Annotated in this window: 24 protein-coding genes; 11 read left to right on the top strand and 13 right to left on the bottom strand. The window is 74.2% G+C overall.

Going from position 1 to position 22816, the window contains the following annotated elements; genetic code table 11:
- Window positions 1-16 precede the first annotated feature (16 nt).
- Window positions 17-760, bottom strand: coding sequence for a zinc ribbon domain-containing protein (locus ACZ4K2_RS22510; protein ID WP_467469705.1), 744 nt, complete (start codon window positions 758-760; stop codon window positions 17-19).
- Window positions 757-1644: a Nif3-like dinuclear metal center hexameric protein gene (locus tag ACZ4K2_RS22505; protein ID WP_467469061.1), complete on the bottom strand. Its 888-nt coding sequence runs from the start codon at window positions 1642-1644 to the stop codon at window positions 757-759. Before ACZ4K2_RS22505 ends, ACZ4K2_RS22510 begins: the two co-directional genes overlap by 4 nt.
- 187 nt (window positions 1645-1831) lie before the next feature.
- Here ACZ4K2_RS22505 and ACZ4K2_RS22500 point away from each other — a divergent pair, with 187 nt between their 5' ends.
- Window positions 1832-3025 (top strand): hypothetical protein, encoded by a 1194-nt coding sequence (locus tag ACZ4K2_RS22500; RefSeq protein WP_467469060.1) that lies wholly within the window; start codon window positions 1832-1834, stop codon window positions 3023-3025.
- A 96-nt stretch (window positions 3026-3121) separates the two neighbouring features.
- Window positions 3122-3280, top strand: coding sequence for a hypothetical protein (locus ACZ4K2_RS22495; RefSeq protein WP_467469058.1), 159 nt, complete (start codon window positions 3122-3124; stop codon window positions 3278-3280).
- A gap of 426 nt (window positions 3281-3706) precedes the next feature.
- Here ACZ4K2_RS22495 and ACZ4K2_RS22490 read toward each other — a convergent pair whose 3' ends face one another.
- The 3 genes from ACZ4K2_RS22490 to ACZ4K2_RS22480 all read right to left on the bottom strand — a co-directional run bounded on the left by ACZ4K2_RS22490 (window position 3707) and on the right by ACZ4K2_RS22480 (window position 6243).
- Window positions 3707-4564, bottom strand: coding sequence for a MaoC/PaaZ C-terminal domain-containing protein (locus ACZ4K2_RS22490; RefSeq protein ID WP_467469056.1), 858 nt, complete (start codon window positions 4562-4564; stop codon window positions 3707-3709).
- A gap of 321 nt (window positions 4565-4885) precedes the next feature.
- Window positions 4886-5704: a hypothetical protein gene (locus ACZ4K2_RS22485; RefSeq protein WP_467469054.1), complete on the bottom strand. Its 819-nt coding sequence runs from the start codon at window positions 5702-5704 to the stop codon at window positions 4886-4888.
- Window positions 5704-6243, bottom strand: coding sequence for a SigE family RNA polymerase sigma factor (locus ACZ4K2_RS22480; RefSeq protein ID WP_467469053.1), 540 nt, complete (start codon window positions 6241-6243; stop codon window positions 5704-5706). Before ACZ4K2_RS22480 ends, ACZ4K2_RS22485 begins: the two co-directional genes overlap by 1 nt.
- Before the next feature lie 284 nt (window positions 6244-6527).
- Here ACZ4K2_RS22480 and ACZ4K2_RS22475 point away from each other — a divergent pair, with 284 nt between their 5' ends.
- From ACZ4K2_RS22475 to ACZ4K2_RS22460, 4 genes are all read left to right on the top strand, one after another.
- Window positions 6528-8270: an MFS transporter gene (locus ACZ4K2_RS22475; RefSeq protein WP_467469051.1), complete on the top strand. Its 1743-nt coding sequence runs from the start codon at window positions 6528-6530 to the stop codon at window positions 8268-8270.
- A gap of 89 nt (window positions 8271-8359) precedes the next feature.
- On the top strand, window positions 8360-9010 hold the full coding sequence (locus tag ACZ4K2_RS22470; RefSeq protein WP_467469046.1) for a class I SAM-dependent methyltransferase: 651 nt from the start codon (window positions 8360-8362) through the stop codon (window positions 9008-9010).
- A gap of 22 nt (window positions 9011-9032) precedes the next feature.
- Window positions 9033-9953, top strand: coding sequence for an N-acetylmuramoyl-L-alanine amidase (locus ACZ4K2_RS22465; protein WP_467469044.1), 921 nt, complete (start codon window positions 9033-9035; stop codon window positions 9951-9953).
- 83 nt (window positions 9954-10036) lie between these two features.
- Window positions 10037-10858: a hypothetical protein gene (locus ACZ4K2_RS22460; protein WP_467469042.1), complete on the top strand. Its 822-nt coding sequence runs from the start codon at window positions 10037-10039 to the stop codon at window positions 10856-10858.
- A gap of 116 nt (window positions 10859-10974) precedes the next feature.
- Here the strand turns inward: ACZ4K2_RS22460 and ACZ4K2_RS22455 are convergent, their stop codons facing one another.
- Window positions 10975-11538, bottom strand: coding sequence for a hypothetical protein (locus ACZ4K2_RS22455; protein ID WP_467469040.1), 564 nt, complete (start codon window positions 11536-11538; stop codon window positions 10975-10977).
- A gap of 141 nt (window positions 11539-11679) precedes the next feature.
- On the opposite strand from ACZ4K2_RS22455, the gene ACZ4K2_RS22450 reads away from it, so the two are divergent.
- Window positions 11680-11970, top strand: a complete 291-nt coding sequence (locus tag ACZ4K2_RS22450; RefSeq protein ID WP_467469039.1) for a hypothetical protein — start codon at window positions 11680-11682, stop codon at window positions 11968-11970.
- A gap of 70 nt (window positions 11971-12040) precedes the next feature.
- On the opposite strand, the gene ACZ4K2_RS22445 is transcribed toward ACZ4K2_RS22450, so the two are convergent.
- The 3 genes from ACZ4K2_RS22445 to ACZ4K2_RS22435 are packed head-to-tail and all read right to left on the bottom strand — an operon-like array spanning window position 12041 to window position 15275.
- Window positions 12041-13108, bottom strand: coding sequence for a prenyltransferase/squalene oxidase repeat-containing protein (locus tag ACZ4K2_RS22445; RefSeq protein WP_467469037.1), 1068 nt, complete (start codon window positions 13106-13108; stop codon window positions 12041-12043).
- Complete coding sequence (locus ACZ4K2_RS22440; protein WP_467469035.1) at window positions 13105-13851, bottom strand: class I SAM-dependent methyltransferase; 747 nt, start codon at window positions 13849-13851, stop codon at window positions 13105-13107. The genes ACZ4K2_RS22445 and ACZ4K2_RS22440 overlap by 4 nt, the downstream gene beginning before the upstream one ends.
- On the bottom strand, window positions 13845-15275 hold the full coding sequence (locus ACZ4K2_RS22435) for a glycosyltransferase family 4 protein (RefSeq protein WP_467469033.1): 1431 nt from the start codon (window positions 15273-15275) through the stop codon (window positions 13845-13847). The genes ACZ4K2_RS22440 and ACZ4K2_RS22435 overlap by 7 nt, the downstream gene beginning before the upstream one ends.
- 217 nt (window positions 15276-15492) lie before the next feature.
- Between ACZ4K2_RS22435 and ACZ4K2_RS22430 the strand changes: the two genes are divergently transcribed.
- Window positions 15493-16113: a TetR family transcriptional regulator gene (locus ACZ4K2_RS22430; protein WP_467469031.1), complete on the top strand. Its 621-nt coding sequence runs from the start codon at window positions 15493-15495 to the stop codon at window positions 16111-16113.
- Window positions 16114-16441: 328 nt separating this feature from the next.
- Here ACZ4K2_RS22430 and ACZ4K2_RS22425 read toward each other — a convergent pair whose 3' ends face one another.
- From ACZ4K2_RS22425 to ACZ4K2_RS22410, 4 genes are all read right to left on the bottom strand, one after another.
- Window positions 16442-16828, bottom strand: a complete 387-nt coding sequence (locus ACZ4K2_RS22425; RefSeq protein ID WP_467469029.1) for a hypothetical protein — start codon at window positions 16826-16828, stop codon at window positions 16442-16444.
- 25 nt (window positions 16829-16853) lie between these two features.
- Complete coding sequence (locus tag ACZ4K2_RS22420; RefSeq protein WP_467469028.1) at window positions 16854-17366, bottom strand: hypothetical protein; 513 nt, start codon at window positions 17364-17366, stop codon at window positions 16854-16856.
- Window positions 17367-17398: 32 nt separating this feature from the next.
- Complete coding sequence (locus ACZ4K2_RS22415) at window positions 17399-17773, bottom strand: hypothetical protein (RefSeq protein WP_467469026.1); 375 nt, start codon at window positions 17771-17773, stop codon at window positions 17399-17401.
- 351 nt (window positions 17774-18124) lie between these two features.
- Window positions 18125-18718, bottom strand: a complete 594-nt coding sequence (locus ACZ4K2_RS22410; protein WP_467469024.1) for a helix-turn-helix domain-containing protein — start codon at window positions 18716-18718, stop codon at window positions 18125-18127.
- Window positions 18719-18964: 246 nt separating this feature from the next.
- On the opposite strand from ACZ4K2_RS22410, the gene ACZ4K2_RS22405 reads away from it, so the two are divergent.
- The 3 genes from ACZ4K2_RS22405 (at window position 18965) to ACZ4K2_RS22395 (ending at window position 22415) form a co-directional block, all read left to right on the top strand.
- Window positions 18965-20020, top strand: coding sequence for a hypothetical protein (locus tag ACZ4K2_RS22405; protein ID WP_467469022.1), 1056 nt, complete (start codon window positions 18965-18967; stop codon window positions 20018-20020).
- A gap of 542 nt (window positions 20021-20562) precedes the next feature.
- On the top strand, window positions 20563-21768 hold the full coding sequence (locus tag ACZ4K2_RS22400; RefSeq protein WP_467469703.1) for a prenyltransferase/squalene oxidase repeat-containing protein: 1206 nt from the start codon (window positions 20563-20565) through the stop codon (window positions 21766-21768).
- Window positions 21765-22415 carry an SCO2322 family protein gene (locus tag ACZ4K2_RS22395; RefSeq protein WP_467469020.1) on the top strand — a complete coding sequence of 217 codons (651 nt, stop codon included), beginning with the start codon at window positions 21765-21767 and terminating at the stop codon, window positions 22413-22415. The genes ACZ4K2_RS22400 and ACZ4K2_RS22395 overlap by 4 nt, the downstream gene beginning before the upstream one ends.
- Window positions 22416-22816: the final 401 nt, after the last annotated feature.

The following is a 22816-nucleotide window of genomic DNA, read 5'->3' as shown; positions in this document are numbered from 1 at the left end:
CAGCCCTCCCCTTGTCCTAAAGGCCCGACTCCGCCGTACGCACCAGGATGCGGCGGCAGTTCTCGCAGCGGACCACCGTGTCCGGCGCCGCCGCGCGGATCTCGCTCAGCTCGGTGATGGCCAGCTCCTGCCGGCAGCCCTGGCAGGTGCGGGCGTACAGCTTGGCCGCGCCGATGCCGCCCTGCTGCTGACGCAGCTTGTCGTACAGCTTCAGCAGGTCGGCGGGGACGGAGGCGGCGACGACCTCGCGCTCCTTCGTCACCGCCGCGGCCTCGGCGTCGAGTTCCCCGAAGGCGGCGTCCCGGCGCCCCGTGGCGTCGTCGATCCTCGACTGCACCGAGGCGACCCGCTCGGTCAGCTCGGCCACCCGCTCCTGCGCGCTCTCGCGGCGCTCCATGACCTCCAGGACCACGTCCTCCAGGTCACCCTGGCGCTTGGCGAGGGAGGCGATCTCGTGCTGGAGGTTGGACAGGTCCTTCGGCGAGGAGACCGCGCCGGAGTCCAGGCGCTTCTGGTCGCGGGCGGCGCGCTGGCGCACCTGGTCGACGTCCTGCTCGGCCTTGGTCTGCTCGCGGGCGCAGTCGCTCTCCTCGGTCTGCGCGGCCACCAGCAGGTCGCGCAGCTGCGTGAGGTCCTTCGTCAGCGCCTCGATCTCGGCGTGCTCGGGCAGGGACTTCCGCTTGTGCGCGAGCTGCTGGAGGCGGACGTCGAGGGCCTGGACGTCGAGGAGGCGGATCTGGTCGGCGGGCGCGGCGTTCAGTTGGGGGCTCCCGTGGTATCGGAAGAGGCGCGCGAGGCGCTCGTGGGCAGGATGGGGGTGCTGGACGCCGCGTGGGCGGTCCAGGGGTCGGTGACCGTCTTGGAGACGTGGACGCGCAGGTCCCAGCCGTGACGGTCGGAGATCTCGTCGAGCTGGCTCGCGGCCAGCTCGCACCAGGGCCACTCGGTGGCCCAGTGGGCCGCGTCGAGCAGCACGAGGGAGCCGTGGGCCACCGCCTCGGAGGCGGGGTGGTGGCGCAGGTCGGCGGTGAGAAAGGCGTCGGCACCGGCCGCGCGGACCTGGTCGAACAGGCTGTCGCCGGAACCGCCGCTGACGGCGACCGTGCGGACGACGGCCTCCGGGTCGCCGGCCACCCGGATGCCCTGCGCGGTGGCGGGCAGCCGCTCGGCGGCGCGTTCGGCCAGCTCGCGGACGGTGAGCGGGTGGTCGAGTTCGCACACCCGGCCGAGGCCCCGGCGCCCGCTCGGGTCGGTCGGGTCCGGCACGAGGGGCCGTACGACCCGCAGGTCCAGCGCGCCGGCGAGGGCGTCGGAGACTCCCGGATCGGCGGTGTCGGCGTTGGTGTGGGCGACGTGCAGCGCGATGTCGTTCTTGATCAGCGTGTGCACGACGCGGCCCTTGAAGTGCGTGGCCGCCACCGTCGTCGTCCCGCGCAGGTACAGCGGGTGGTGGGTGACCAGCAGGTCGGCGCCGAGCCGCACCGCCTCGTCGACGGTCTCCCGCACGGGGTCGACGGCGAACAGGACCCGGGTGACCTCCTGGTCGGGGTCGCCCACGACGGTGCCGACCGCGTCCCAGGACTCGGCCCGCTCGGCGGGCCACAGGTTCTCCAGAGCGGCGATGACTTCAGACAGACGGGGCACGGGGAAAGGCTACCTGGCCGTTCGGCGGGGCTGTACCGCATGCGTCCGCTTCGCCCCCGCTCAGCACACACGCCCCGGTTTCCTCGGGTGAATCGCTTCTGCGCCATCCTTATGTGTGAAGCCGCCGTCAGCCGATCCCCCGCCCCCGTGTCCGAAAACTAGCTTCGTCGCCGGAGGTGACCGAACGATGACGGCCTGTGCGATCGAACCCGCGCCGACCGGTACGGCGAGCGGTGGGGCGGGGTGCGCCATCACGGCGGACGGCGCGTACGCCGCCCGGCTCGCGCCGGCGGACGGCTGCTGGTTCCCGGAGCGCTGGACCCTGGACGGACCGGAGCCGTACGCGGTGCCGCTGCGCGGCAGCCAGCCGGAGGAGCCCGGGACCGGGCTCCAGCCGATGGGCGACGGCCGGGTGCTGATCCACCGGCCGGTGGACGGCCGGCACGCCTTCTCGCTGCTGTACCCGACCGGGCCCGGCACCGGTGAGCTGCCGCTGGGCGCGGTGCGGTGCCCCGAGCCCGGCACCCGGCTCACCCTGCTGCCGCCGGCCCCGGGGGGTGTGCGGGCGTACGCACTCGCCGCCGGGCCGCGCTCCGGCACGGTGTGGCTGGTGGCGGGCGGGGCGGGCGGCCCGGAGCGGCTCGCCGAGGTGCCGGGGCGCTGCTCGGGCGGGGTCTGGCTGGACCGCGACGGACGGCTGCTGGCGCTCGACCGGGAGCTGGGCGGGCGCACCAAGACGGTCGTGGTGGACCTGGAGCGCGGCGGCGCGGTCTCGCCGCTGCTCCAGATCGCGGACGGCAGCGACGACCGGCTGCTGCTCGCCGACCCCGACAGCGGGCTGCTGCTGATCTCCTCCGACGCGCCCTCGCCCGGGCGGGAACGGTTGGGCTGGGGGGTGCTGGGCAGTTCCCTGCCGGTGCGGTTCCCGCGGTCCCTGCGGCTGCCGGAGTGCGCGGTGACGCCGTTCGCGATCCAGCCGGGGCAGGTGCTGACGCCCGAGCACTGCGCGGTGGCGCTGCGTCTGGAGGGGGCCTTCGGCACCTGGGTGGGCTCCTGGCGGCCCGCCGAGCGGCGGGTCCTGCACCTGCCGGCACCCGAGGGCTGGCTGGCGGGGTGCGGACGGTGGACGGAGGACGGGGTGCTGCGGCTGCCGTACGCGACGCGCGCGACCCCGTGCGGCGTGGCGGACCTGACGCCACCGCGGGCCCGGCCGCCCGAGCCCGCCGGGCGGCCGGCGGAGCCGCGGCCACCGGTGACGGAACCGGTTCCCCCGATGACGGAAGCGGTCCTTCCGGTGACGGAACCCGGTCCTCCGGCACCGGCCGCGCCCCGTCCGGTACCGCTGCAACAGGCACCCCTGGGGCGTCTTGTAACGAAGTAGTGCCAGCCGGCGTGTGCGCCTTTATCCGGCCCGTGGTGCGCCGGTTACACTCGCCCGGCTGTACGAATGATCATGTTGACGGGGTGAAAACATCCGATGAGCGACACCAGCACCACTGAATCGCTGTCTGCCGACTCTTCCAAGACCGCCGGCCACGGCCGGCACCGGGGCCCGGTCGCGGCCCAGGAGGGCGAGTCGTCTCCGCACGGCCGGCACCGCAAGCCGGTCCAGGAGACCGCCGAGGCGGCTGCCTGACGGCAGTGCGGAAGTCCGAGCGAGGGGGCGCCCACCCGGGTGTCCCCTCTTTCCGCCTTCCCCGGTCTCTCGTTTCCGTCTTCCCCGGTCTCTCGCCCTCCCGGCCGCGTGCCTCCCGGCCGCGTGCCTCCCAGTCGGGCCGCCTCCCCGGCCGGGTCGCCTCCCCGGCCGCTTGCGTCGGCCGCGGGGTGCCGGTCGTCAGCCACGAGGCCCCGGTGTGCCCGCCCGCGCGTCGGCCACGGGTGCGGTGGGCCCGGCGGGGCGTCGGCCGCGGGTGCAGGTGGGCCCACGGGTGCCGGGGGGTTCGCCGCGCCGGCCGATCTTCGTGCGGTTCGGCTGCGCGCATGGTGCGGCTCCTCTCGGGAGGCGGCGGTTTCCGGCGTGCTGCCGGAAGCGCCGGCCGGAAGTGACGGTCAGGCGTGACGGTCAGGCGTGCTCGACGACGGTGTCGGTGAGCACCGGGGCGTCGTCCCGGTCCACGGCGCCCACCGCGACCCGTACCCGCCCCGGCGCGCGCCACATGCGGATGCGCAGGGTCTCGCCGGGGAACACCACCCCGGCGAACCGGGTGCCGTAGCCGCGCACCCGGGTGACGTCACCGCCGAGCAGCGTGTCCACGACCGCCTTGAGCGTGATGCCGTAGGTGCACAGCCCGTGCAGGATGGGCCGGTCGAAGCCGGCGCGTTCGGCGAAGCCGGGGTCGGCGTGCAGCGGGTTCCAGTCGCCGGAGAGCCGGTAGAGCAGGGCCTGGTCCTCCCGGGTCCGGCGCTCGACGGTCCGGTCGGGGTCGCCGGCGGGCGGGCCGAGCCGGGTGGAGGGGCCGCGGTCGCCGCCCCAGCCGCCTTCCCCGCGCACGAAGATCCGGGCGTCGGCGGTCCACAGCGGGCCGTCGGCGTCGGCCGCCTCGGTGCGCATGACCAGGACGGCCGCCGTGCCCTTGTCGTAGACGGCGGCGATCCGGCCGGTGGTGGTGGCGCCGCCCCGCGCCGGGACCGGGCGGTGCAGGGTGAGGCTCTGCCCGCCGTGCAGAACGCGTGCCAGGTCGACGTCGACGCCCGGCACCGACAGCCCGCTGATCACCCCGGGCGAGCCGTTCCCCGCGACGGTGGCGAAGCTCGGCAGGACGTGCAGCCGGGACTCCAGGACGTAGCGCAGTTCGCCGGGGTCGGTGGCGGGCCGGCCGGCTCCGATGCCGAGGTGGTAGAGCAGGACGTCCTTGTGGTCCCAGGTGATCTCGCCGGTCCGGGGTTCGGCCGCGAGGGCCTTCGCTGCGTCGATGGGCATGGGGCTCCTGAGACGGTGACGGCGGAAGACCCCGGCGCGGACGTCCGCACCGTCGGCCGCACCGGGGTCGCTGCGGATCGTTCTAGAACGCGTTCCAGTCCGGCGCCCCTTGTATAACCCAGCGCTCCGCACTTGTGAAGGCTCCTGCCGCCACGTCAGCCGAGGGGCCCGCGCCGCGACACCCCGGCACCTTCCGGCCACGAGCGGGCGGCAGGCAGGCCGGGGGCCGAGGGCTTGCCCAAGGCCGGTGCCCCCGACCGGGCGGAGGCCGTACGGGCGGGCCTACGGCAGGACCGGCTGCCAACACCCCTCCGCCACGCGTCACTTCGTCACCTTCGCGTCCTGGTAGGCGGTCCCCTCGGGCGCGAGGCAGACGAACCAGTTGCCTCCCGGGTATCCGGCCACCGGGCGGATCAGCGCGTTGCCGTCCGGGGTGGCGTTCGCGGCGCCCGCCGGTCTGGCCATGGTGATGGTGCCGTCCTTCCAGCGGCACGTGACCTCCTGGGCGGTCTTCGCCACATGGCCGATCACCAGCCGGTCCGGGGCGGTGGGGCCGGGCTCCCCCAGGGGGGCCGCGGCCGCCTGGAGATCGGCGCCCGAGAGGCGGTCGGCGCGCCGGGCCGTGTCGAACATGGTCATCAGCGCGGGGCCCTCCCCGTAGGACCGGAACGAGTAGTACGACGCCTTGCCGATCAGGTCGTCCTTATCCACGTACGGCAGGTAGCCCATCCGCTTCATCGCGTCGTACTGCCCGTCCGCCTCGTGCGCGTCCCGCGGCGCGCCCCACACCTGGACCCAGACCCGCCACCGCTTCCCGTGCTCGGTGCCGCGCGCCAGCTCCGTCTGCCGCGGCGCGTACACGTGCCGCTCCTCGGCGGAGGCCGGCCCCGTCGCCGCCGGCGCCACCCGGTCCCGCCGCTCCCCGGGCAGCCCGGCGAAGGCCAGCGTCGCCCCGGTCGAGCCCGCCAGCACCAGCGCCGTGGCGGCCCCCACCGCCCAGCGCCGCGCCCTGCGCCGCCGGCCGCCGCGGATGACCGCCTGGACCGGGGCTATGCCGATCTCGACCTCGTCCGCCGCGTCCGCGAGCAGGAAGGCGATGTCCGTCTGCGTCATGTCGTGGTTCTCCCGGTCCCCGCTCATCACTTGCGCCCTCCCTGCATCACCGTCTGCGCCAGTTCCGGTATGGCCCGCAGTTTCGCGATCCCCTTGGCCGCGTTGCTCTTGACCGTGCCGACCGAACAGCCCATCGCCTGCGCCGTCTGGGTCTCCGTCAGGTCCTCCCAGTAGCGCAGGACGACGGCCTCCCGCTGCCGCGCGGGCAGCCGGGCGAGCGCCGTGAGCAGCGCCCCGCGGTCGTCGGCCTGGGCGATCCGGTCGCCCGTGTCGGCCACTTCGCGCACCAGGCCGGAGTCGTCCCGGGGCGCCAGGAACTCCCGCAGTTTCCTGCGGTGTCTGCGCGCGTGTGCGTTGATCATCACGCGCCGCACGTACGCGTCCGGATCGTCGGCCGCGCCGACCCTGCGCCAGGCCACGAAGACCTGTTCGAGTGTCGACTGCACCAAGTCCTCCGCGGCGTGCTGCTCCCCCGTGAGAAGAAATGCCGTACGCATCAACCGCGGCCAGCGGCCGACCACGAAGCTCTGGAACTCCTCGTCCCGGTTCTGCCTGCCGTCCCCCATGGGCACCTCCTAGATGTCAAAAGGAGTCCACGGACCGCCCGAACCGTTGCCCCGTCCGGCGCGACTCGTCGAATCGTCCCGCGCCCACACCGCTCGCGGCAGCGCCCCCACCGGTACCGCCGACCGGCCGACCCACCGGTTCCGCCGACCGGCCGGCCCGCTGACGCCACGTCAGTAACCCATGGATGGGTCAAGACTTCATTAGGGACCCGAAGCAACGGAATAGTTGCCTGTGCATACGAGGTTTACCCGGCACTCATCACACGGGGAAGGCCTCACACTCCATGACAGACACGTCGACCGACCAGTCCGCCCGCGCGGCGGGCGGCGCGGTGGTGCCGGTGCTCGCCTTCGCGGGCATCACCGTCGCGGTGATGCAGACACTGCTCGTGCCGGTCATCAAGGACCTGCCGCAACTGCTGGGCACCGCCCCGAGCAACGCCACCTGGGTCCTGACCTCGACCCTGCTGTCCGGTGCCGTGGCCACTCCGATCATGGGCCGGCTCGGCGACCTCTACGGCAAGCGGCGCATGCTCGTCCTGAGCCTCGCCGTGATGGTGGCCGGCGCCCTGGTCAGCGCGCTCACCAGCCAGCTCCTCACCATGATCGTGGGCCGGGCCCTCCAGGGCTTCGCCATGGGCGCGATCCCCCTCGGCATCGGCCTGATGCGGGACATGCTGCCGCGCGAACGGCTCGGCTCGGCCATGGCCCTGATGAGCTCCTCGATCGGCGTCGGCGGCGGCCTCGCCCTGCCCGCCGCGGCCCTCGTCGCCCAGCACTCCGACTGGCACACCCTGTTCTACGGCGCCGCCGGCCTCGGCGCGCTCGCCATCGCCCTCACCCTGCTCGTCGTCCCCGAGTCGCCGATGCGCGCCGCGGGCACCTTCGACCTGACCGGCGCCCTGGGCCTGTCCACCGGTCTGGTGCTGCTCCTGCTGCCCGTCACCAAGGGCAGCGACTGGGGCTGGTCCTCCGGCACCACGCTCGGCCTGTTCGCCGCGTCCGTCACCGTGCTCGTCCTGTGGGGCCTGTTCGAACTGCGCGTCCAGGCGCCCCTGGTCGACCTGCGCACCACCGCCCGCCCGGCCGTCCTCTTCACCAACCTCGCCTCGATCATGGTCGGCGTGGCGTTCTACGTCGTCTCGCTCGTCCTGCCCCAGCTCCTCCAGCTGCCCGCCGCGACCGGGTACGGCCTGGGCCAGTCGATGGTCGTCGCGGGCCTGTGCGTGGCCCCGCTGGGTCTGACGATGATGTTCACGGCGCCGGTCTACGCCCGCCTGTCGGCCCGCTACGGCCCCAAGGTCACCCTGATCATCGGCCTGCTGATCATCGCGGTCGGCTACGGCGGCGGCCTCGGGCTGATGGACGCGGCCTGGCAGACGATCGTCACCTCCGTGGTCCTCGGCGCAGGTATCGGCCTCGCCTACTCCTCGCTGCCCGCGCTCATCATCGGCGCGGTCCCGGCCTCGGAGACCGGCGCGGCCAACGGCCTGAACACCCTGATGCGGTCCATCGGCACCTCGGTGTCGAGCGCCGTCATCGGCATGGTGCTGGCCAACACGGCGAACGACGTGGGCGGCGTAGCGATCCCGACCATGCACGGTTTCCGCGTCTCCTTCCTGATCGCCACCGCCGCGGTCGCCGCCGGCCTGCTGCTGGCGCTCTGCCTGCCGAAGGCCCCGCGCCCGGCCCGGCACACTCAGCTCCGGGCGAGCAGCGAGGAGGACGCGGTGCTGGAGCGGGCCGAGGAGGCGCTGCGCGGCTTCCGCGGCCGGGTCCTCGACGCCGGCGGCGCCCCGGTCGCCCGGGCCAAGGTCACCCTGATCGACCGGCACGGACGGCAGGCGGGCGCGACCGTCTCCGGCGAGGACGGCGGCTACGCGCTCGCCGTGCCGGCCCGGGGCGCGTACGTGCTGGCCGCGCGGGCGTCCGGCCACGGCCCGCTGGCCTCCTCGGCCTCGCACCCCGGTGAGGAGCGCGCCGTGGACCTGGACCTCTCGCTGCCCGGGGAGAGTGTGAGCGCCTAGGTGTACTGACCCGCACCCCCTGTCCCCGCGCGGCCGGGGCGTGCGGCAGCATGGGCGGCCGGACTGTCGTACGACCTGGAAGGCCGCCCATGCCCACCGCCCCCAAGCCCGAGATCCTGGCCGCGTTCGAGGCGGCCAAGGGGTTCATGCCCGTGGACGAGGGGCTGGCGCTGTACGCGGCGGCGGTGGAGGCCGGCGCCCTGGGGCTGCCCCTGCTGGAGGTCGGCACCTACTGCGGGCGCTCCACGATCCTGCTCGCCGACGCGGCCCGCGCCGCCGGGGTCACCGCGCTGACCGTCGACCACCACCGGGGCAGCGAGGAGCAGCAGCCCGGCTGGGACTACCACGACCCGGAGACGGTCGACCCGGCGACCGGCCTCATGGACACGCTCCCCTCGTTCCGCCGCACCCTGTTCCGGGCGGGCCTGGAGGAGCACGTGGTCGCCGTCGTCGGCCGTTCCCCGCAGATCGCCCGGATCTGGAACGCGCCGCTCGGCCTCGTGTTCGTCGACGGCGGCCACACCGACGAGCACGCGGGTGCCGACTACGAGGGCTGGGCGCCGCACGTGGCCGGGGGCGGCCTGCTGGTCATCCACGACGTCTTCCCGCATCCCGAGGACGAGTTCACGGGCCAGGCGCCGTACCGCGTCTACCTGCGGGCCCTCGGATCCGGGGCGTTCACGGAGGTCTCGGCGACCGGCTCGCTGCGGGTCCTGCGGCGCACCGGAGCGGGTATCTGAGGCCCCGGTTAGAGTCGCAGACGTGTCCCCCACAGACCCCGACCTCGATCCCCCGCGCGCCCGCAGGTCCCGGCGCGGCCCGCTGACCGTCGCCCTCGCCGTGCTGGTGCCCGGCGCGCTGCTCGGCTGGACGGTGTACCAGACGGCGGGCGGCGACGGGCCCGGCGGCGCGGACCGGGCGGCCGCCCCCGGCGCGTCCGCGGCGGTCTCCGCCCCGGCGGTCCCCCGCGACGACGGCAAGGCGTCCGCGCCGGGCGCCGCCGGGCCGCTCGCGGGCAAGGTCGTCGTCGTCGACCCGGGCCACAACCCGGGCAACTTCCGGCACCCGGCCGAGATCGACCGCTCCGTGGACATCGGCACCCACCGCAAGGAGTGCGACACCACCGGGACGTCCACCGACGACGGTTACAGCGAGGCCCGTTTCACCCTCGACCTGGCGCACCGGCTGCGCACGCTGCTGCAACGGCAGGGCGCCACGGTGCGGTTGACCCACGACGGGGACAGCCCGTCCTGGGGGCCGTGCGTGGACGAGCGGGCCCGGATCGGCAACACCGCGCACGCGGACGCGGCGATCTCGCTGCACGCCGACGGCTCCGCCGCGGGCAACCGGGGCTTCCACGTCATCCTGCCGGGGGCCGTGCACTCCGGCGCCGCGGACACCCGCGGGATCGTCGCCCCGTCCCGCGCCCTCGGGACGCGCGTCGCGGGCGGTTACCTGCGCGAGACGGGCGAACCGGCCTCCAACTACCTGGGCGGGGGCACCGGCCTCGTCACGCGCACGGATCTCGGTGGTCTCAATCTGTCAACGGTTCCCAAGGTGTTCATCGAGTGCGGCAACATGCGCGATAGCAAGGACGCGGCACTGCTGACCAGCGGCGCCTGGCGGCAGCGGGCCGCGCAGGGGATCTCCGAGGGAATCGTGAGTTTCCTGCGCGGTTCCTGAACGGGCGCGGAACCGGCCGGACAGCCGGATCTTGCGGACGATAGTGTCCTACCGACGACGAGACGACCTACGAAGGACCTGAAGTGAATATCCGCTCCCTCACTAGAGGCGACGGCGTGGTGATCGGAGCAGCGGTGGTGCTGTTCATCGCGTCGTTCCTCAGCACGTTCGACAGCGACGGCAAGGACGTCCCCAACGCCTGGGACAACCTGGGCCTCCTGATGAGCATGTACGTCGGTGGCATCATCGGCGCGGTCCTGATCGTCCTCGCTCGTGCCCTTCCGCAGCCGCGCAAGGTCCTCGGCCTGGAGCTCGGCCAGGCGGGTGTCGCCCTGTCGGTCTTCGCCGTGTGGACGGCGTTCTGGACGATCGTCGACCCGCTGGGCTCCTTCGACCAGTTCGACCAGTTCGACGTCGGCGCCGGGGGCGGTCTGATCCTGGGTCTCGTCGGCGCGCTGCTGCTGGCCGCCGGCGCCGTCGCCACGCCGCTCGTCCCCGCGCTCCAGGCGCCGCTGCTCCCGGCTCCCAAGCCGGCCGCCCCGCAGCCCTACGGCGCCCAGCCGTCCGGCGGTTACGGCTACCCGGGCGCCCAGCCGCAGCAGCCGTACGGCGCCCAGCCGCAGCCGGGCCAGCCGTTCGGCCAGCAGCAGCCGGCCGGGCCGGGTGCGCCGACGCCGGGTCCCGCGGCGACGCCGGCCCCGGCCGGGGACTTCTCGCCGTTCTGGTTCGCCGTGCCGATGGCCCGCCCGCTGTTCGGGGAGGACGGCTCGCCGAACCCGATCGCCGAACTGACGCCGGGCACCTGGTACCTGGCCGTCGAGCAGCGCGGTGGCGCGCTGGTCGCGCAGACCCAGGACGGCCGCCGCGGCGTGCTGCAGGACACCTCCGGCATCCAGCGCGGCTGAGCCCGCACGGCGCCGAACCGGCCCCTCGCCCTCGCGGGCGGGGGGCCGTTGCCGTGCGGGCTTCTCTTCCACGGGAGTTGACCGGGCGTCAGGCGGCGGCGAGGGACTGACGGACCCTAACCCTTGGTGAGCTGGGAGCCCGAGGGCACCTGGTCCTTGACCGGGGCGCCGGCGTCCTTCCCCGCGTCCTTGACCTTGCCGATGACGTCGTCGAACATGCCCGCCGCGTTCCCGTCGCCCTGCCGCAGCTTGGCCGGCAGGTCCTTCAGGGCGGCGATGCCGCTGCCGAGCGGCGCCAGGGCCTTGGCCAGCGCCGGGTCGCCCTCGGCGTTGCGCTTGGCGGCCTTGAGCCGGTTGTAGGTGAAGGCGCCGGCGAGACCGGCCTTGACCAGCGCCGTCTTGCGGCCCTTGGCGCCCTTCTTGAACTTGCCGGCCTTCCAGGGCTTGACGATCCACTGGTAGGTGGCGCCGGCGGCGAGCCCGGCGTTCGCCACGAACCGGGTCTTGGCGAGCTTCTGGCGCTCGACGGACGTGGTCGGGCTGGGCGAGGCGGCGGCCTGCTGGGGCTGCGCCGCGCTCTCCTTCGTACTGCTCTTCTCGCTGCCGCAGGCCGTGGCACCGGCCACCAGGGCGCAGCACAGGGTGAGCGCCACGAAGAGGCGCCGTATCGGTACGGGCACGAGGTCCTCCGAACGTGTCCTCCCCGAGCGGTCTGTTTCCTCCCGGCAGCCTCGCGCACGGCGGCCGTGTGCGCCACTCGGGGGACGCCGTCCGGGCGCCCGGCCTTGTTTCACCGCCCCGGAAGCGGCAATCCGAAGGGCATGTCTCGATATCGCACTGGCGCGAATCAGGCCGGCACGGTCATCGCGGTCGTCGCCGACGTCATGGCCTTCATACTCGGCCTGTGGATCCTGATGTACCTGCTGGACGCGAACCCGGCCAACAGCCTGGTCCAGTTCGTCCACGACGCGGCCTCCTGGCTGGCCGGCTGGTCCCACGACCTCTTCACGTTCGACGAGGCGTGGGCGCGGGTCGTCGCCGGTTACGGCCTCGCCGCCGTGGTGTACCTGTTCATCGGCCACGCCATCGCCAACCGGATGCAACGGCACTGAACCGCCGGCGGCGCGCGCCGGTACACGCGCGCCGCCGGGCGGCCGTGGCCCGGCTCCCCGCCGAGAGGCCTCAGCAGCAGTCGGGGTCGAGGCCGACGGGCAGGTGCTCGCCGCCGAAGACCGCGCACGTGGCCTCGTGGCCGCCCAGCGCGGCCACGGCCAGCAGCAGGGAGCCCGCCGTCCAGGTGGTCAGTTCGCGGGGCCAGACCGCGTCGTCCTCGAAGACGTAGCCCGTCCAGTACAGACCCGTCCCGGGGTCGCGCAGGTGCTGGATGGACTGGAGGATCTCCAGGGCCCGGTCCGACTCGCCCATCGCCCACAGGGCCAGGGCGAGTTCGCTGGACTCGCCGCCAGTCACCCAGGGGTTGGGGACCACGCACCGCACGCCGAGTCCGGGGACGACGAACCGGTCCCAGTCCTCCTCGATGCGGGCCTTGGCCTCCGCTCCGGTGAGGGCGCCGCCGAGGACCGGGTAGTACCAGTCCATCGAGTAGCGGCCCTTGTCGAGGAAGCGCTCGGGGTGCCGGCGGATCGCGTGCCGCAGCGCCCCGGTGGCCAGCTCCCAGTCGGGCTGCGCCTCCTCCCGCTGCTCGGCGATCGCGAGCGCGCAGCGCAGCGCGTGGTGGATCGAGGAGCTGCCGGTCAGCAGGGCGTCGGCCGAAGGGGTGCCGTCGTCCTCGCGGCGCCAGCCGATCTGGCCGCCGGGCAACTGGAGCCGCAGCACCCACTCCACGGCCGCGTAGACGTACGGCCACATGCGGTCCAAAAACGTGTCGTCGCCCGTGGACAGGTAGTGGTGCCAGACGCCGACGGCCAGGTAGGCGACGAAGTTGGACTCGCGGGCGCGGTCGGTGACGTCGTCGTGGGCGCCGTCGGCGTAGGCGGCGTACCAGGAGCCGTCCTCGTTCTGGTGCCGGGCGAGCCAGGTGTACGCCCGCTCGGCCGCCTCGTGCTCGCCGGCCGCGTCCAGGGCCATGGCGGCCTCGGTGTGGTCCCAGGGGTCCAGGTGGTGTCCGCGGAACCACGGGATCGCCCCGTCCTCACGCTGCACGGCGAGGATGCCGGCGACGGTCGCGGCGGCCTGCCCGGCGGTGAGGACCCCGGGCAGGACGAGGTGTTCTGTCCGGGGGGTGGTCACTCGCTGCCCGCCCCTCCGGTCGGCGACGGCAGGTGCGGCTTGGTCGCGTAGACCACGAAGCTCTTGCCGATCAGCGGGTTGAGCGCCTGTTCGGCGACCCGCGTGGCGAGCGGCTTCTTCATGATGTCCCAGACCAGCAGCTTGTGGTACGCCCGCACCGGCAGCGCCTTGTCGTTGTCGACGCCGAAGGCGCACTTCAGCCACCAGTAGGGCGAGTGCAGGGCGTGCGCGTGGTGGCTGCCGTACGGCTTCAGGCCGGCCTCGCGGACCTTCGCGACCAGTTCGTCCGCCTTGTAGATGCGGATGTGGCCGCCCTCGACCTCGTGGTAGGCGTCGGACAGCGCCCAGCAGACCTTCTCGGGGCCGTAGCGCGGCACGGTGACGGCGATGCGCCCGCCCGGCTTGAGCACGCGCACCATCTCCGCGAGGACGCCCTTGTCGTCGGGGATGTGCTCCATCACCTCGGAGATGACGACGACGTCGAAGGACTCGTCGGGGAACGGCAGGGCGAGGGCGTCGCCCTCCATGGCGGTGGCGGTGGCGCCCGCGGGGGCCTCCCCGGCCTCCTCCATCGCCGCGAACCACCGGGCGACCTCGCGGATCTCCTCGGCGTTGCGGTCCAGGGCCACGACCCGGGCGCCGCGCCGGTAGCACTCGAAGGCGTGCCGGCCGGCCCCGCAGCCGAGGTCCAGGACGCGGTCGCCCGGGGCGAGCGGGAACCGGGAGAAGTCGACGGTCAGCACGTGGCCCTGCTTTCGGAGGAGACGCCTGCAACACTTGCCGGGGACGCGGCGCGGCCGGGGGCCGGGGCCGCGGCCCGGCGGGGGCCCGCCGCGCGGGCGATGGCCTCGCGGTAGTGGGCCACCGTCCCTTCCGCGGCGCGGGCCCAGGTGAACTTCCGCAGCACCCGCTCGCGGCCGGCCCGGCCGAGCCGGGTGCGCAGCTCCGGGTCGTCCAGCAGCCGGACCAGGGCGGCGGCCAGCGCGCCCGCGTCGCCGGGGGGTACGGCCAGACAGGTCTCGCCGTCGCGGCCGGCGACCTCGGGGATCGCGCCGCCCGTGGTGGCCACGAGCGGGGTGGCGGTGGCCATGGCCTCGGCGGCGGGCAGCGAGAAGCCCTCGTAGAGGGAGGGCACGCAGGCCACCTCGGCGGAGCGGATCAGGTCGACCAGTTCGGCGTCGGAGATGCCCTTGACGAATTCGACGGCGCCGTGGAGGCCGTACCGCTCGACCGCCTGGGCGACCGGGCCCTCCTCGGGGCGCTTGCCGACGACGACGAGGTGGGCGCCCGGGTACTCGGTGCGCACCTTGGCGAGCGCCTCGACGAGGTACACGAGGCCCTTGAGCGGCACGTCCGCGCTGGAGGTGGTGACGATGCGGCCCGGCACCACGGGGACGGCGGGATCCGGCGCGAACAGGTCGGTGTCCGCGCCGATGTGGACGACGTGGACGCGGTCGTCGCGGACGCCGAGGTGATCCACGATCTCCTGGCGGGAGCTGCCGGAGACGGTGAGGACCGAGGGCAGCCGGCGGGCGACGCGCTTCTGCATGCGGGTGAAGGCGTACCAGCGGCGCACCGAGCAGCGGCGCTGCCAGGTGCCGGCCGCGTCCAGCTCCAGCCGCCGGTCCACGGTGATCGGGTGGTGGACCGTGGTGACCAGGGGCGCGCCGACGTCACCGAGCAGGCCGTAGCCCAGGGTCTGGTTGTCGTGCACGACGTCGAACCGGCCGCGCCGCGCCCGCAGGTACCGGCGGGCGCGCAGGGAGAAGGTCAGCGGCTCGGGGAAGCCTCCGGTCCACATGGTGGAGACTTCCAGGGCGTCGATCCAGTCCCGGTACTCGTCCCGCTTCGGGGTGCGGAAGGGGTCGGGCTGGCGGTAGAGGTCGAGGCTCGGCAGCTCGGTCAGGGTGAGGCCGGGGAGGCCCTCGTCGAGTACGGGGTACGGCTGGGAGCCGATGACCTCCACCCGGTGCCCGAGGCGGGCCAGCTCGCGTGAGAGGTGCCGTACGTAGACGCCCTGGCCCCCGCAGAACGGGTTCCCCTTGTAGGTGAGGAGCGCGATGTCGAGCGGCCGCTCGTCCCCGCTCTCGGCCGCGCTCGGGCGGGAGGGACCCCCACCGGACGCGGGTTCCTCCTGGGCACCCGCTTCCCGGGCCTCAGCGGTCACTCCGTGCCCCCTTCTGCCTGCACTCCCGCGAGACTACGACGGGACGCTAATCTAGAACAAGTTTCAGACTTGATCGTCCAGAAGCTCTGAATCTACCGGCAGGTAGGGATGCTGTGAGCAGTGGGTCGGGTGATTCGCGCCACGACGGGCGGCCCTGCCGGGCCGGGTGATCACGAGCCCTGTGGACACCCTCACCGACTGTCACGGAACGGGACCCATGCCTGCGGAAGCCAGTACCTCGCGCCCGGCCGCCCCGCCCCGCACCGCGCGGCAGGAGGCCCGCCGCCGCCGGATCCTGCGCGCCAGCGCGGAGCTGGCGAGCCGGGGCGGGTTCGACGCCGTGCAGATGCGCGAGGTCGCCGAGTCCTCCCAGGTGGCCCTCGGCACGCTGTACCGCTACTTCCCGTCGAAGGTGCACCTGCTGGTCGCCACCATGCAGGACCAGTTGGAGCGCATGCACGGCACGCTGCGCAGGAAGCCGCCCGCGGGGGACACGGCCGCCGAACGGGTCGCGGAGACCCTGATGCGCGCGTTCCGGGCGTTGCAGCGGGAGCCCCACCTGGCCGACGCGATGGTCCGGGCGTTCACCTTCGCCGACCGCGGCGTCTCGCCGGAGGTCGACCGGGTCTCCCGCCAGACGACGGCGATCATCCTGGACGCGGCGGGATGGGAGCACCCCGGCGCCGAGCAGCTCTCGGCGGTCCGGGTCATCGAGCACACCTGGCACTCGGCCCTCGTCACCTGGCTCTCCGGCCGGGCCTCCATCGCCCAGGTGCGGACCGACATCGAGACGGTGTGCCGCCTGATCGACCTGCCGGCCCGGCCCGGCTCGGTCTGACCGGCGCCGCGCTCCGGGCGGTCGCGGGCACGGAGAAGACCTACGAGACGGGTTCCCTTCGCCGGTATGGTCCGGATCAGGTGCTGGGGGTCGCCGTCCGGCCCTGCTGCTGCCTTCCGGCCTCTCAGCCCTACCGTCGCCGTCGGCCCCGGCGGATGCTCGCGCGTCTCGCCCGAGTCGGCTACTCCGGTCGGACTCCCTCACTCGCCTCGTAGGCTGCTTCCAGAATAAACCCGGACATCCCTGACAGAACCCCCCAGTTCCGACCATTTCCCACCGCCGACCAGAAGGACCCGGGTCACTCAGCCGTGGACACGTGGCCAAGAGCTCATCGAGCTGGATCGCGCGCCGCTCCCCAGGGGAGCGACAACTCCTCGAGAGGGAGTCGGGAGAGCGTGAGCGCGAGATCTTCCCGGCGAAACTCGAGTCCGGCCGTGAGGAGGATGCGCGTATGCCTGTCCAGCGCCTCGATCAATGCGTCCGGGAATCCCAGGCGTTGCGGGACGGCCCAGGCGTCGCCCGGAAGGATCTTGTCCAGGTCGTCTTCCCGCACGCTCCGCTGCACGTGCACGGACAGCGGCTTGTGCGCCCCGAGTGGTCCTCTCGCGGACCGCTCCACCCGTCGGATGATGCGACTCCCCGCGAGTTCGAGAGCATGCAGTACCGCCATTTCCGCGACAGCGGTGCACAGGATCCGGTGGTCTTCGTCCCGCATGGCCCCTCCGATCACGATCCGGCCCTCACCGACGTGTGACTTCGACGGGGTGTGCGCCCGACTCCGCCCAGGCCTTCACGAACCACTGCCCGATGTCGGTCAGCCGCCACGAGTCCATGGGCGTCCCCTCGCCGGCGGCATGCGGTTCCTCGGTGACCTCTATGTAGCCGTCCGCCTCCAGAAACCGCAGACACGCGCGTTCCGAGGCCGGATGCTTGAAATGCGCGCCTCCGTACAGCATGAAGACCTGCAGCCAGAAACGCTCCGCCCGCGTGTACCTGTCATTGGCCCAGGCAAGACGAGCCTTCAGCACACGCAGGTCATGGGAGGGGATGAGCCCGACGGTGTGCTGATGATGATGCGCCGCGCAAGCCCGGAGCAGGTTGCCGAAGACATCGGGCCCTCCCTTCGCGCGGTCCCAGATGTGGCAGTCCTCCTGGGCCGGCATACGGCACTGGGCAAAAGGGCAGACCCCGCCCACTTCCAGTCGGAGATCGCGCTTCAACGCGGCGGGCAGGTCGGGACGAGAGGTGTTCATTCCAGTTACCAAGGACCTTGAAATAGACGTCTCTACGCTGATTCCAGCATCCGCCTGCCCTGGATGACGGCCGCCCTGGGCCAGGAACAGGCACCGCAGCGCTCCAGCCAGTTGTACGGTGACGCGTCCTTGGCCGCCTGCTCACTCATGCGCCTGAAGTTCCGGCGATCGCGAACACGTCCGCACGGCGCGTCGGCCGAATGGTAAATGGTCAGCTCGGGTCCGGGCGTCCACCGCACCAAGCAGGGCATTCTCTTGCCGTCCCGCGCGGCCTTGGCCGCCTTCCGGACGATCTCCTGCAATTTCTCGTCCGCCTCGGCGTGCAGGCGCACCACCGCCCTGTGGGTCTCGTCCAGGATCTTCTCCCGCTCCTTCTTCAGGCTCTTTAACAACTCGTCATCGGCCACAACTGCCCCTAACAGCCCGGGATCGCCTCGATGAATTATTACCTCGCCCGGCGGTCACCACGGGGCCGGATGACCGACTTCGATCTCTTCCGAAAGATTCACCTCATATATTTGCGTCCACGGCCTGTTTTGGAGCGCTCCAGGATCACATCGCCCTCCTACGGGTCGCGCGCGGCGCGGCAGGCGGGCGGTCAGGCCGGCGAGTCGGGATTCTGGCGGCCCGGCGCGGCTCCGGCCGGAGGGCGGCCCGGCCGACCCGGCCGGTCGCGGTGCCGCGCACCGGCCGGTCGAGGAAGCGCCTGGGGCAGTCCCGACGGGCGTGCGGCACCGGCCGCGAGGTCCGCGGGCCGCTCAGGCGCGGCCGGCGTCCCCCACCCGCTCCGACTCGATGATCATCTCGGCCAGGTCGGCCAGGGTGGCGAGCTGCCGGGCGTTCATCCGCGGGGCCCGGGCGGCCAGCCGTACCAGTCCGCTCTCGCGCAGCCGCCGCAACGGGTCCGCCTCGGCCTCCAGGCCCTGGAGCACCGGCTGGAGCGCCTCGTGCAGCGCCTCCGGTTCGTCGGCGGTGAAGAAGCCCGCGGGCAGGCCGAAGAACCGGCGCAGCCGGTCGACGTGTTCCAGGCTCGGCATCCCGCTCTTGCGCCACTCGCTCAGCCACTGCCGGCTGGTGCCGGCGATCCTGGCCAGCTCGTCCAGCGAGTACCGCTTGCCGTCCGGCCGGCGCCGGCTCTCCCGGACGAAGTCCAGGCGCTGGCGCACGCGCTGGGCGAGGCAGGTCTCGGTGGCCCGGCCGCCGGAGAGCAGTTCGACGACGGTGCCGACGGGGATGCCGGTGCGGTACGACAGGCCCGAGACGTCCAGGGCCTCCGGCAGCCGACCGGGACGACCGGTCAACTCGCCGAGCCGGTCCAGGACATCGGCCAGCGCGGCGTGGGCGTCACTCACCGAGGTCCCCCTGGGCGTGTCATCCGTTCGGCGGCTGGGCGCGAGGCTACCCGCTCCCCCCTGCGGCGACCAGACGCGACAAGGGCTCCTGCACAAATGCGCAGCTATCGTTGACAGTTGACGGTGCGGTGGGTGAGGATCACGGTACGGAGAGCAAGATCCGACCCGCCTCGGGTGCCGCCTATGGGGGAGCGGCACCGGGGGCGTTCTCGTCCTCCGTCCCTCCGAGGGAAGGTCCAGGCATCCATGGCGCAGCCCGTCGTCCTGCTCGGGGCCGGCCCCCGGGACGGCTGCGGAGAGTTCCCGCTGGCGCGGCTCGCCGCGGTCCGGCCGGTGCTCCTCATCGATCCGGATCCGCCCGCCTGGACGCACCCGTACCTGGCCGGCCGGCTCGCGGTCGACCCGGCCGGGGAGGTTCCGACGGCCGAGGCGGTGCTGCGGTACACGGCCGGGGAGGCCGTCGGCGGGGTGCTGACCTGGTCCCCGGAGCACCTGGTGACCGCCGCGTGGGTGGCCGGCCGGCTGGGTCTGCCGGGTCTGCCGCCCGAGACGGCCAGGGCCTGCGCGGACCCCGTCGCGCTGCGGGCGCTGCTGGCCCGCCACCGGGTGCCGGCGGCCGGGGACGAGGACACCGAGGAGGAGGCGGGGCCGCTGGTGTCCGCCGAGGCCGTCGTGCTGGACGACGAGGTCCGGATCGTCGCGCTGACCCGGACGACCCCGGGGCCGGCGCCCGCCCGGAGCCCGCTGCGGCACTGCGTCCACGCCCACGACGGGCTGCTGCACAACCGGTTCCTGCGCAGCTGCGTCGAGCGGGCCGTGCGCGTCCTCGGCCTGAGCCACACGGTCGCGCACCTCACCCTGCGGCTGACCTCCCGCGGCCCCCGCGTCCTGGGCGTCGCCCCGCACCTGCCCGGCGACCTGATCCCGCTGCTGGTGGAGCGGGCCACCGGGGTGGACCTGGTGGGGGCCGCGGTCGCCCTGGCCGCCGGCCACCTCCCGGACCTGACGCCGACCCGCCAGCGGGCCGCCGCCGTGCAGTTCGCCTACCCGGCCGCGACCGGTCTGCTGACCGACCTGCGGCTGGACCCGGCCGTCGAGCACGAGCCGGCCGCCGAGCGCATGGTGCTCACCCGGCGCTCCGGCGACGCGGTGACCGCGGCCCCGCGGGCGGGCCTCACCGACCGCCTCGCGCACTGGGTGGCGACCGGCGAGGACGCCGCGGAGTGCGAGCGGTCCCTGCGCCGCATGGCCCGCCACCTGACGGCCGCGGTGGCCCCGACGGCGGACACGTTCGCGGCCTGACCGCCCCGGGAAGTGCACCACGCCCGGCCCGCCTTCGTACCGCGCGCCGCCGGCCGGCCTCCGTACTCCACGTCGTCACCCGCCTCCGCGCCGCACGCCGTCCCCCCGCCTTCGTGCCACCCGCCGCCGGATCCCGTCCCTGCCGCCCGCCGCCGGGCCCCGTCCGCGCCACGTGCCGGCGGCCCCGTCCGTGCCGGTGCGGCCGACGGCCGTCGGCCGCGGGGTCGGGGGGGCGTGGTTCCGGTCACCGGGTGCGTGTGCCCACGGCCACCCCCCGGGCCGCGGGGGGCGGCCGGTAAGGTGGCGGAGTCGTCATCACACCCGTACGGGGGAAAGCCGGTGCAATTCCGGCGCTGACCCGCAACCGTGAAGCCGTCCCAGGACCTCCGGGGCGGTGAGCCGGACCGCCCCGGGCGGGACGTTGACCGGCTCGCGTGCGCAGGCGGCCCGCCGCGCACGGCACCGTCGAGGTTTATGGGGCCGAGCCGCGCGGGGTGTCCCGTGCGCTGCCCGGCTCCCCGCAGGAGAGGCAGTCGCCGACCATGAACGTCCGCCGCAGTGCCGCGGTTCTCGCCGCCGTAGGCGTGCTGGCCGCCGCCGCGCCCGCCACGGCCGCCGGCCCGTCCCCGTCCCCGAAGGCGACGGCCCCCTCGGGGCTGTACGGCAAGGGGGACCCGACGTACGACGGCGTGTGGCGGCAGTCGCTGACCCTGGTCGCCCAGCGGACGCTCGGCTACCGGCCGGCCGCCGAGGCCGTGGACTGGCTCACCGGGCAGCAGTGCGCCGACGGCGCCTTCGCCGCCTTCCGCGCCGCCCCCGAGACGCCCTGCGACGCCAAGGTCCAGGTCGACAGCAACAGCACGGCCGCCGCCGTACAGGCCCTGGCCGCGACCGGCGGACGGGGCGGCGCCGTGGCCAAGGCCGTGGACTGGCTGAAGTCCGTGCAGAACGCGGACGGCGGCTGGAGCTACTACCCGGGCGCCCCCAGCGACGCCAACTCCACCTCGGTCGTCATCGGCGCGCTGGCCGCGGCCGGCACGGACCCGGCGGGCGTCCGCAAGTCCGGCAAGTCCCCGTACGACGCGCTGCCCGCCTGGTCCATCCCCTGCGACCGTGACGGCGGCGGCGCCCTCGCCTACCAGCCGGACAAGAAGGGCACGTTGACCGCCAACGCGGACGCGACCGCGGCCGGTCTGCTCGGCGCGCTCGGCAAGGGCTTCGTGGCCGAGGCCGGCAAGGCCCCGGCGCAGGACGCCTGTGTCAAGGCCGGCCACCCGACCCGGGAGCAGGTCGCGGACAACGCCGGCGCGTACCTGGCGGCGGCCGTCACGAAGTCCGGGCACCTGGTGTCCACCCTGCCCGGCGCCAAGGACCAGCCCGACTTCGGCAACACCGCGGACGCCGTGGTCGCGCTCGCCGCGAACGGCCGGACCGAGCCGGCGAAGAAGGCGTACGCCTGGCTGGAGAAGAACGCCGGCCAGTGGGCGCCGCAGAGCGGACCGGCCGCGTACGCGCAGCTCATCCTCGCCGCGCACGCGATCGGGGAGCAGCCGGGCGACTTCGGCGGCACCAGCCTGGTCAGCTCCCTGAACGCGCTGGGCCCGGCCCCGCGGATGTCCTCCGAGCACCCGGACGAGGCGAAGGAGAAGGACTCCAAGACGGGCGTCTGGTGGACCGTCGGCGTCTGCCTCGTCGCCGGCATCGGCATCGGCTTCCTGCTCAGCGGCCGGAAGAAGCACCAGCGGTGACCGCCGTCCGCCGTGCCGTGCCCGCGCTCCTCGCCGCGCTGCTGCTCCTCGGCTCCGCCGGGCGGGCGGACGCCACCGGTTACCGCTACTGGTCGTTCTGGGACCGCACCGGCGGCCACTGGACGTACGCCACCCTGGGCCCGTCGTCCGCGCGGCCCGACGACGGCGCGGTGCAGGGCTTCCGGTTCGCGGTGAGCGAGGACTCCGCGCGGGCGAGCCGGCCGCGCGGCACGGCGGACTTCGGCACGATCTGCGCGGACACGCCCGCGCGGCCCGGGGCGAAGCGGGTGGCGCTGGTCCTCGACTTCGGCACGGACGCGGACGCGCCGTCCGGCGAGCGGCCGCCCGGCCGCCGCACGGTGTGCGCGCGGGTGCCGTCCGACGCCTCGACCGCGGACGCGCTGGCCGCCGTGGCCGGGCCGCTCCGGTACGACGCCAACGCCCTGCTGTGCGCGATCGCCGAGTACCCGCGGCAGGGGTGCGGCGAGCAGGTCGCGGCGGGGGGCGCCGCCGAGAAGGCGCCGGAGCAGTCCGGTTCGGACGGCGGCGGTCCCTCGCTGGGGCTGCCGATCGGCGCGGCGGCCGTCGCCCTGCTGGCGGGCGCGGCGGTGTGGCAGGCCAGGCGGCGGCGCGATGCGTCCGGGTGAGCACGGCCGGCCGGCCGACGGCGCACCGGACGGCGGGGAGAGCGGGCACGCGTGCCCCGGCGCACCGGACGGCGGGGCGGCCGGGCCGTCCCGCGGCTGCCGGGCCGCCGTGGCCGCCCGCGTTCCCGGCCCCGCGAAGCCGCCGGTTCCGGTGCGCCCCGGCGGCGGACCGACGAGCCTCGCCCGGCGCCTCAGGGGTGCCGGGGCGCTCCCGGGCGACAACGGCGGCGCGGCGGCGGGCGGTCCGGCAGCGGGCGGCGCGGACGAGTCCGTCGGCACCCCGCGGTCCGGAACAGGCGGTCCGGGCAGGTCCGTCGGCACCCCGCGGTCCGGAACGGGCGGTCCGGGCAGGTCCGTCGGCGCCCCGGGGCCGGACGCGGGCGGCCTCGCGCGCGCCGGGC

It is taken from the genome of Streptomyces sp. NPDC025833 (assembly GCF_055558055.1).
The sequence above is the reverse complement of the archived record's forward strand: the minus strand, read 5'-3'. Positions and strand labels throughout refer to the sequence as shown.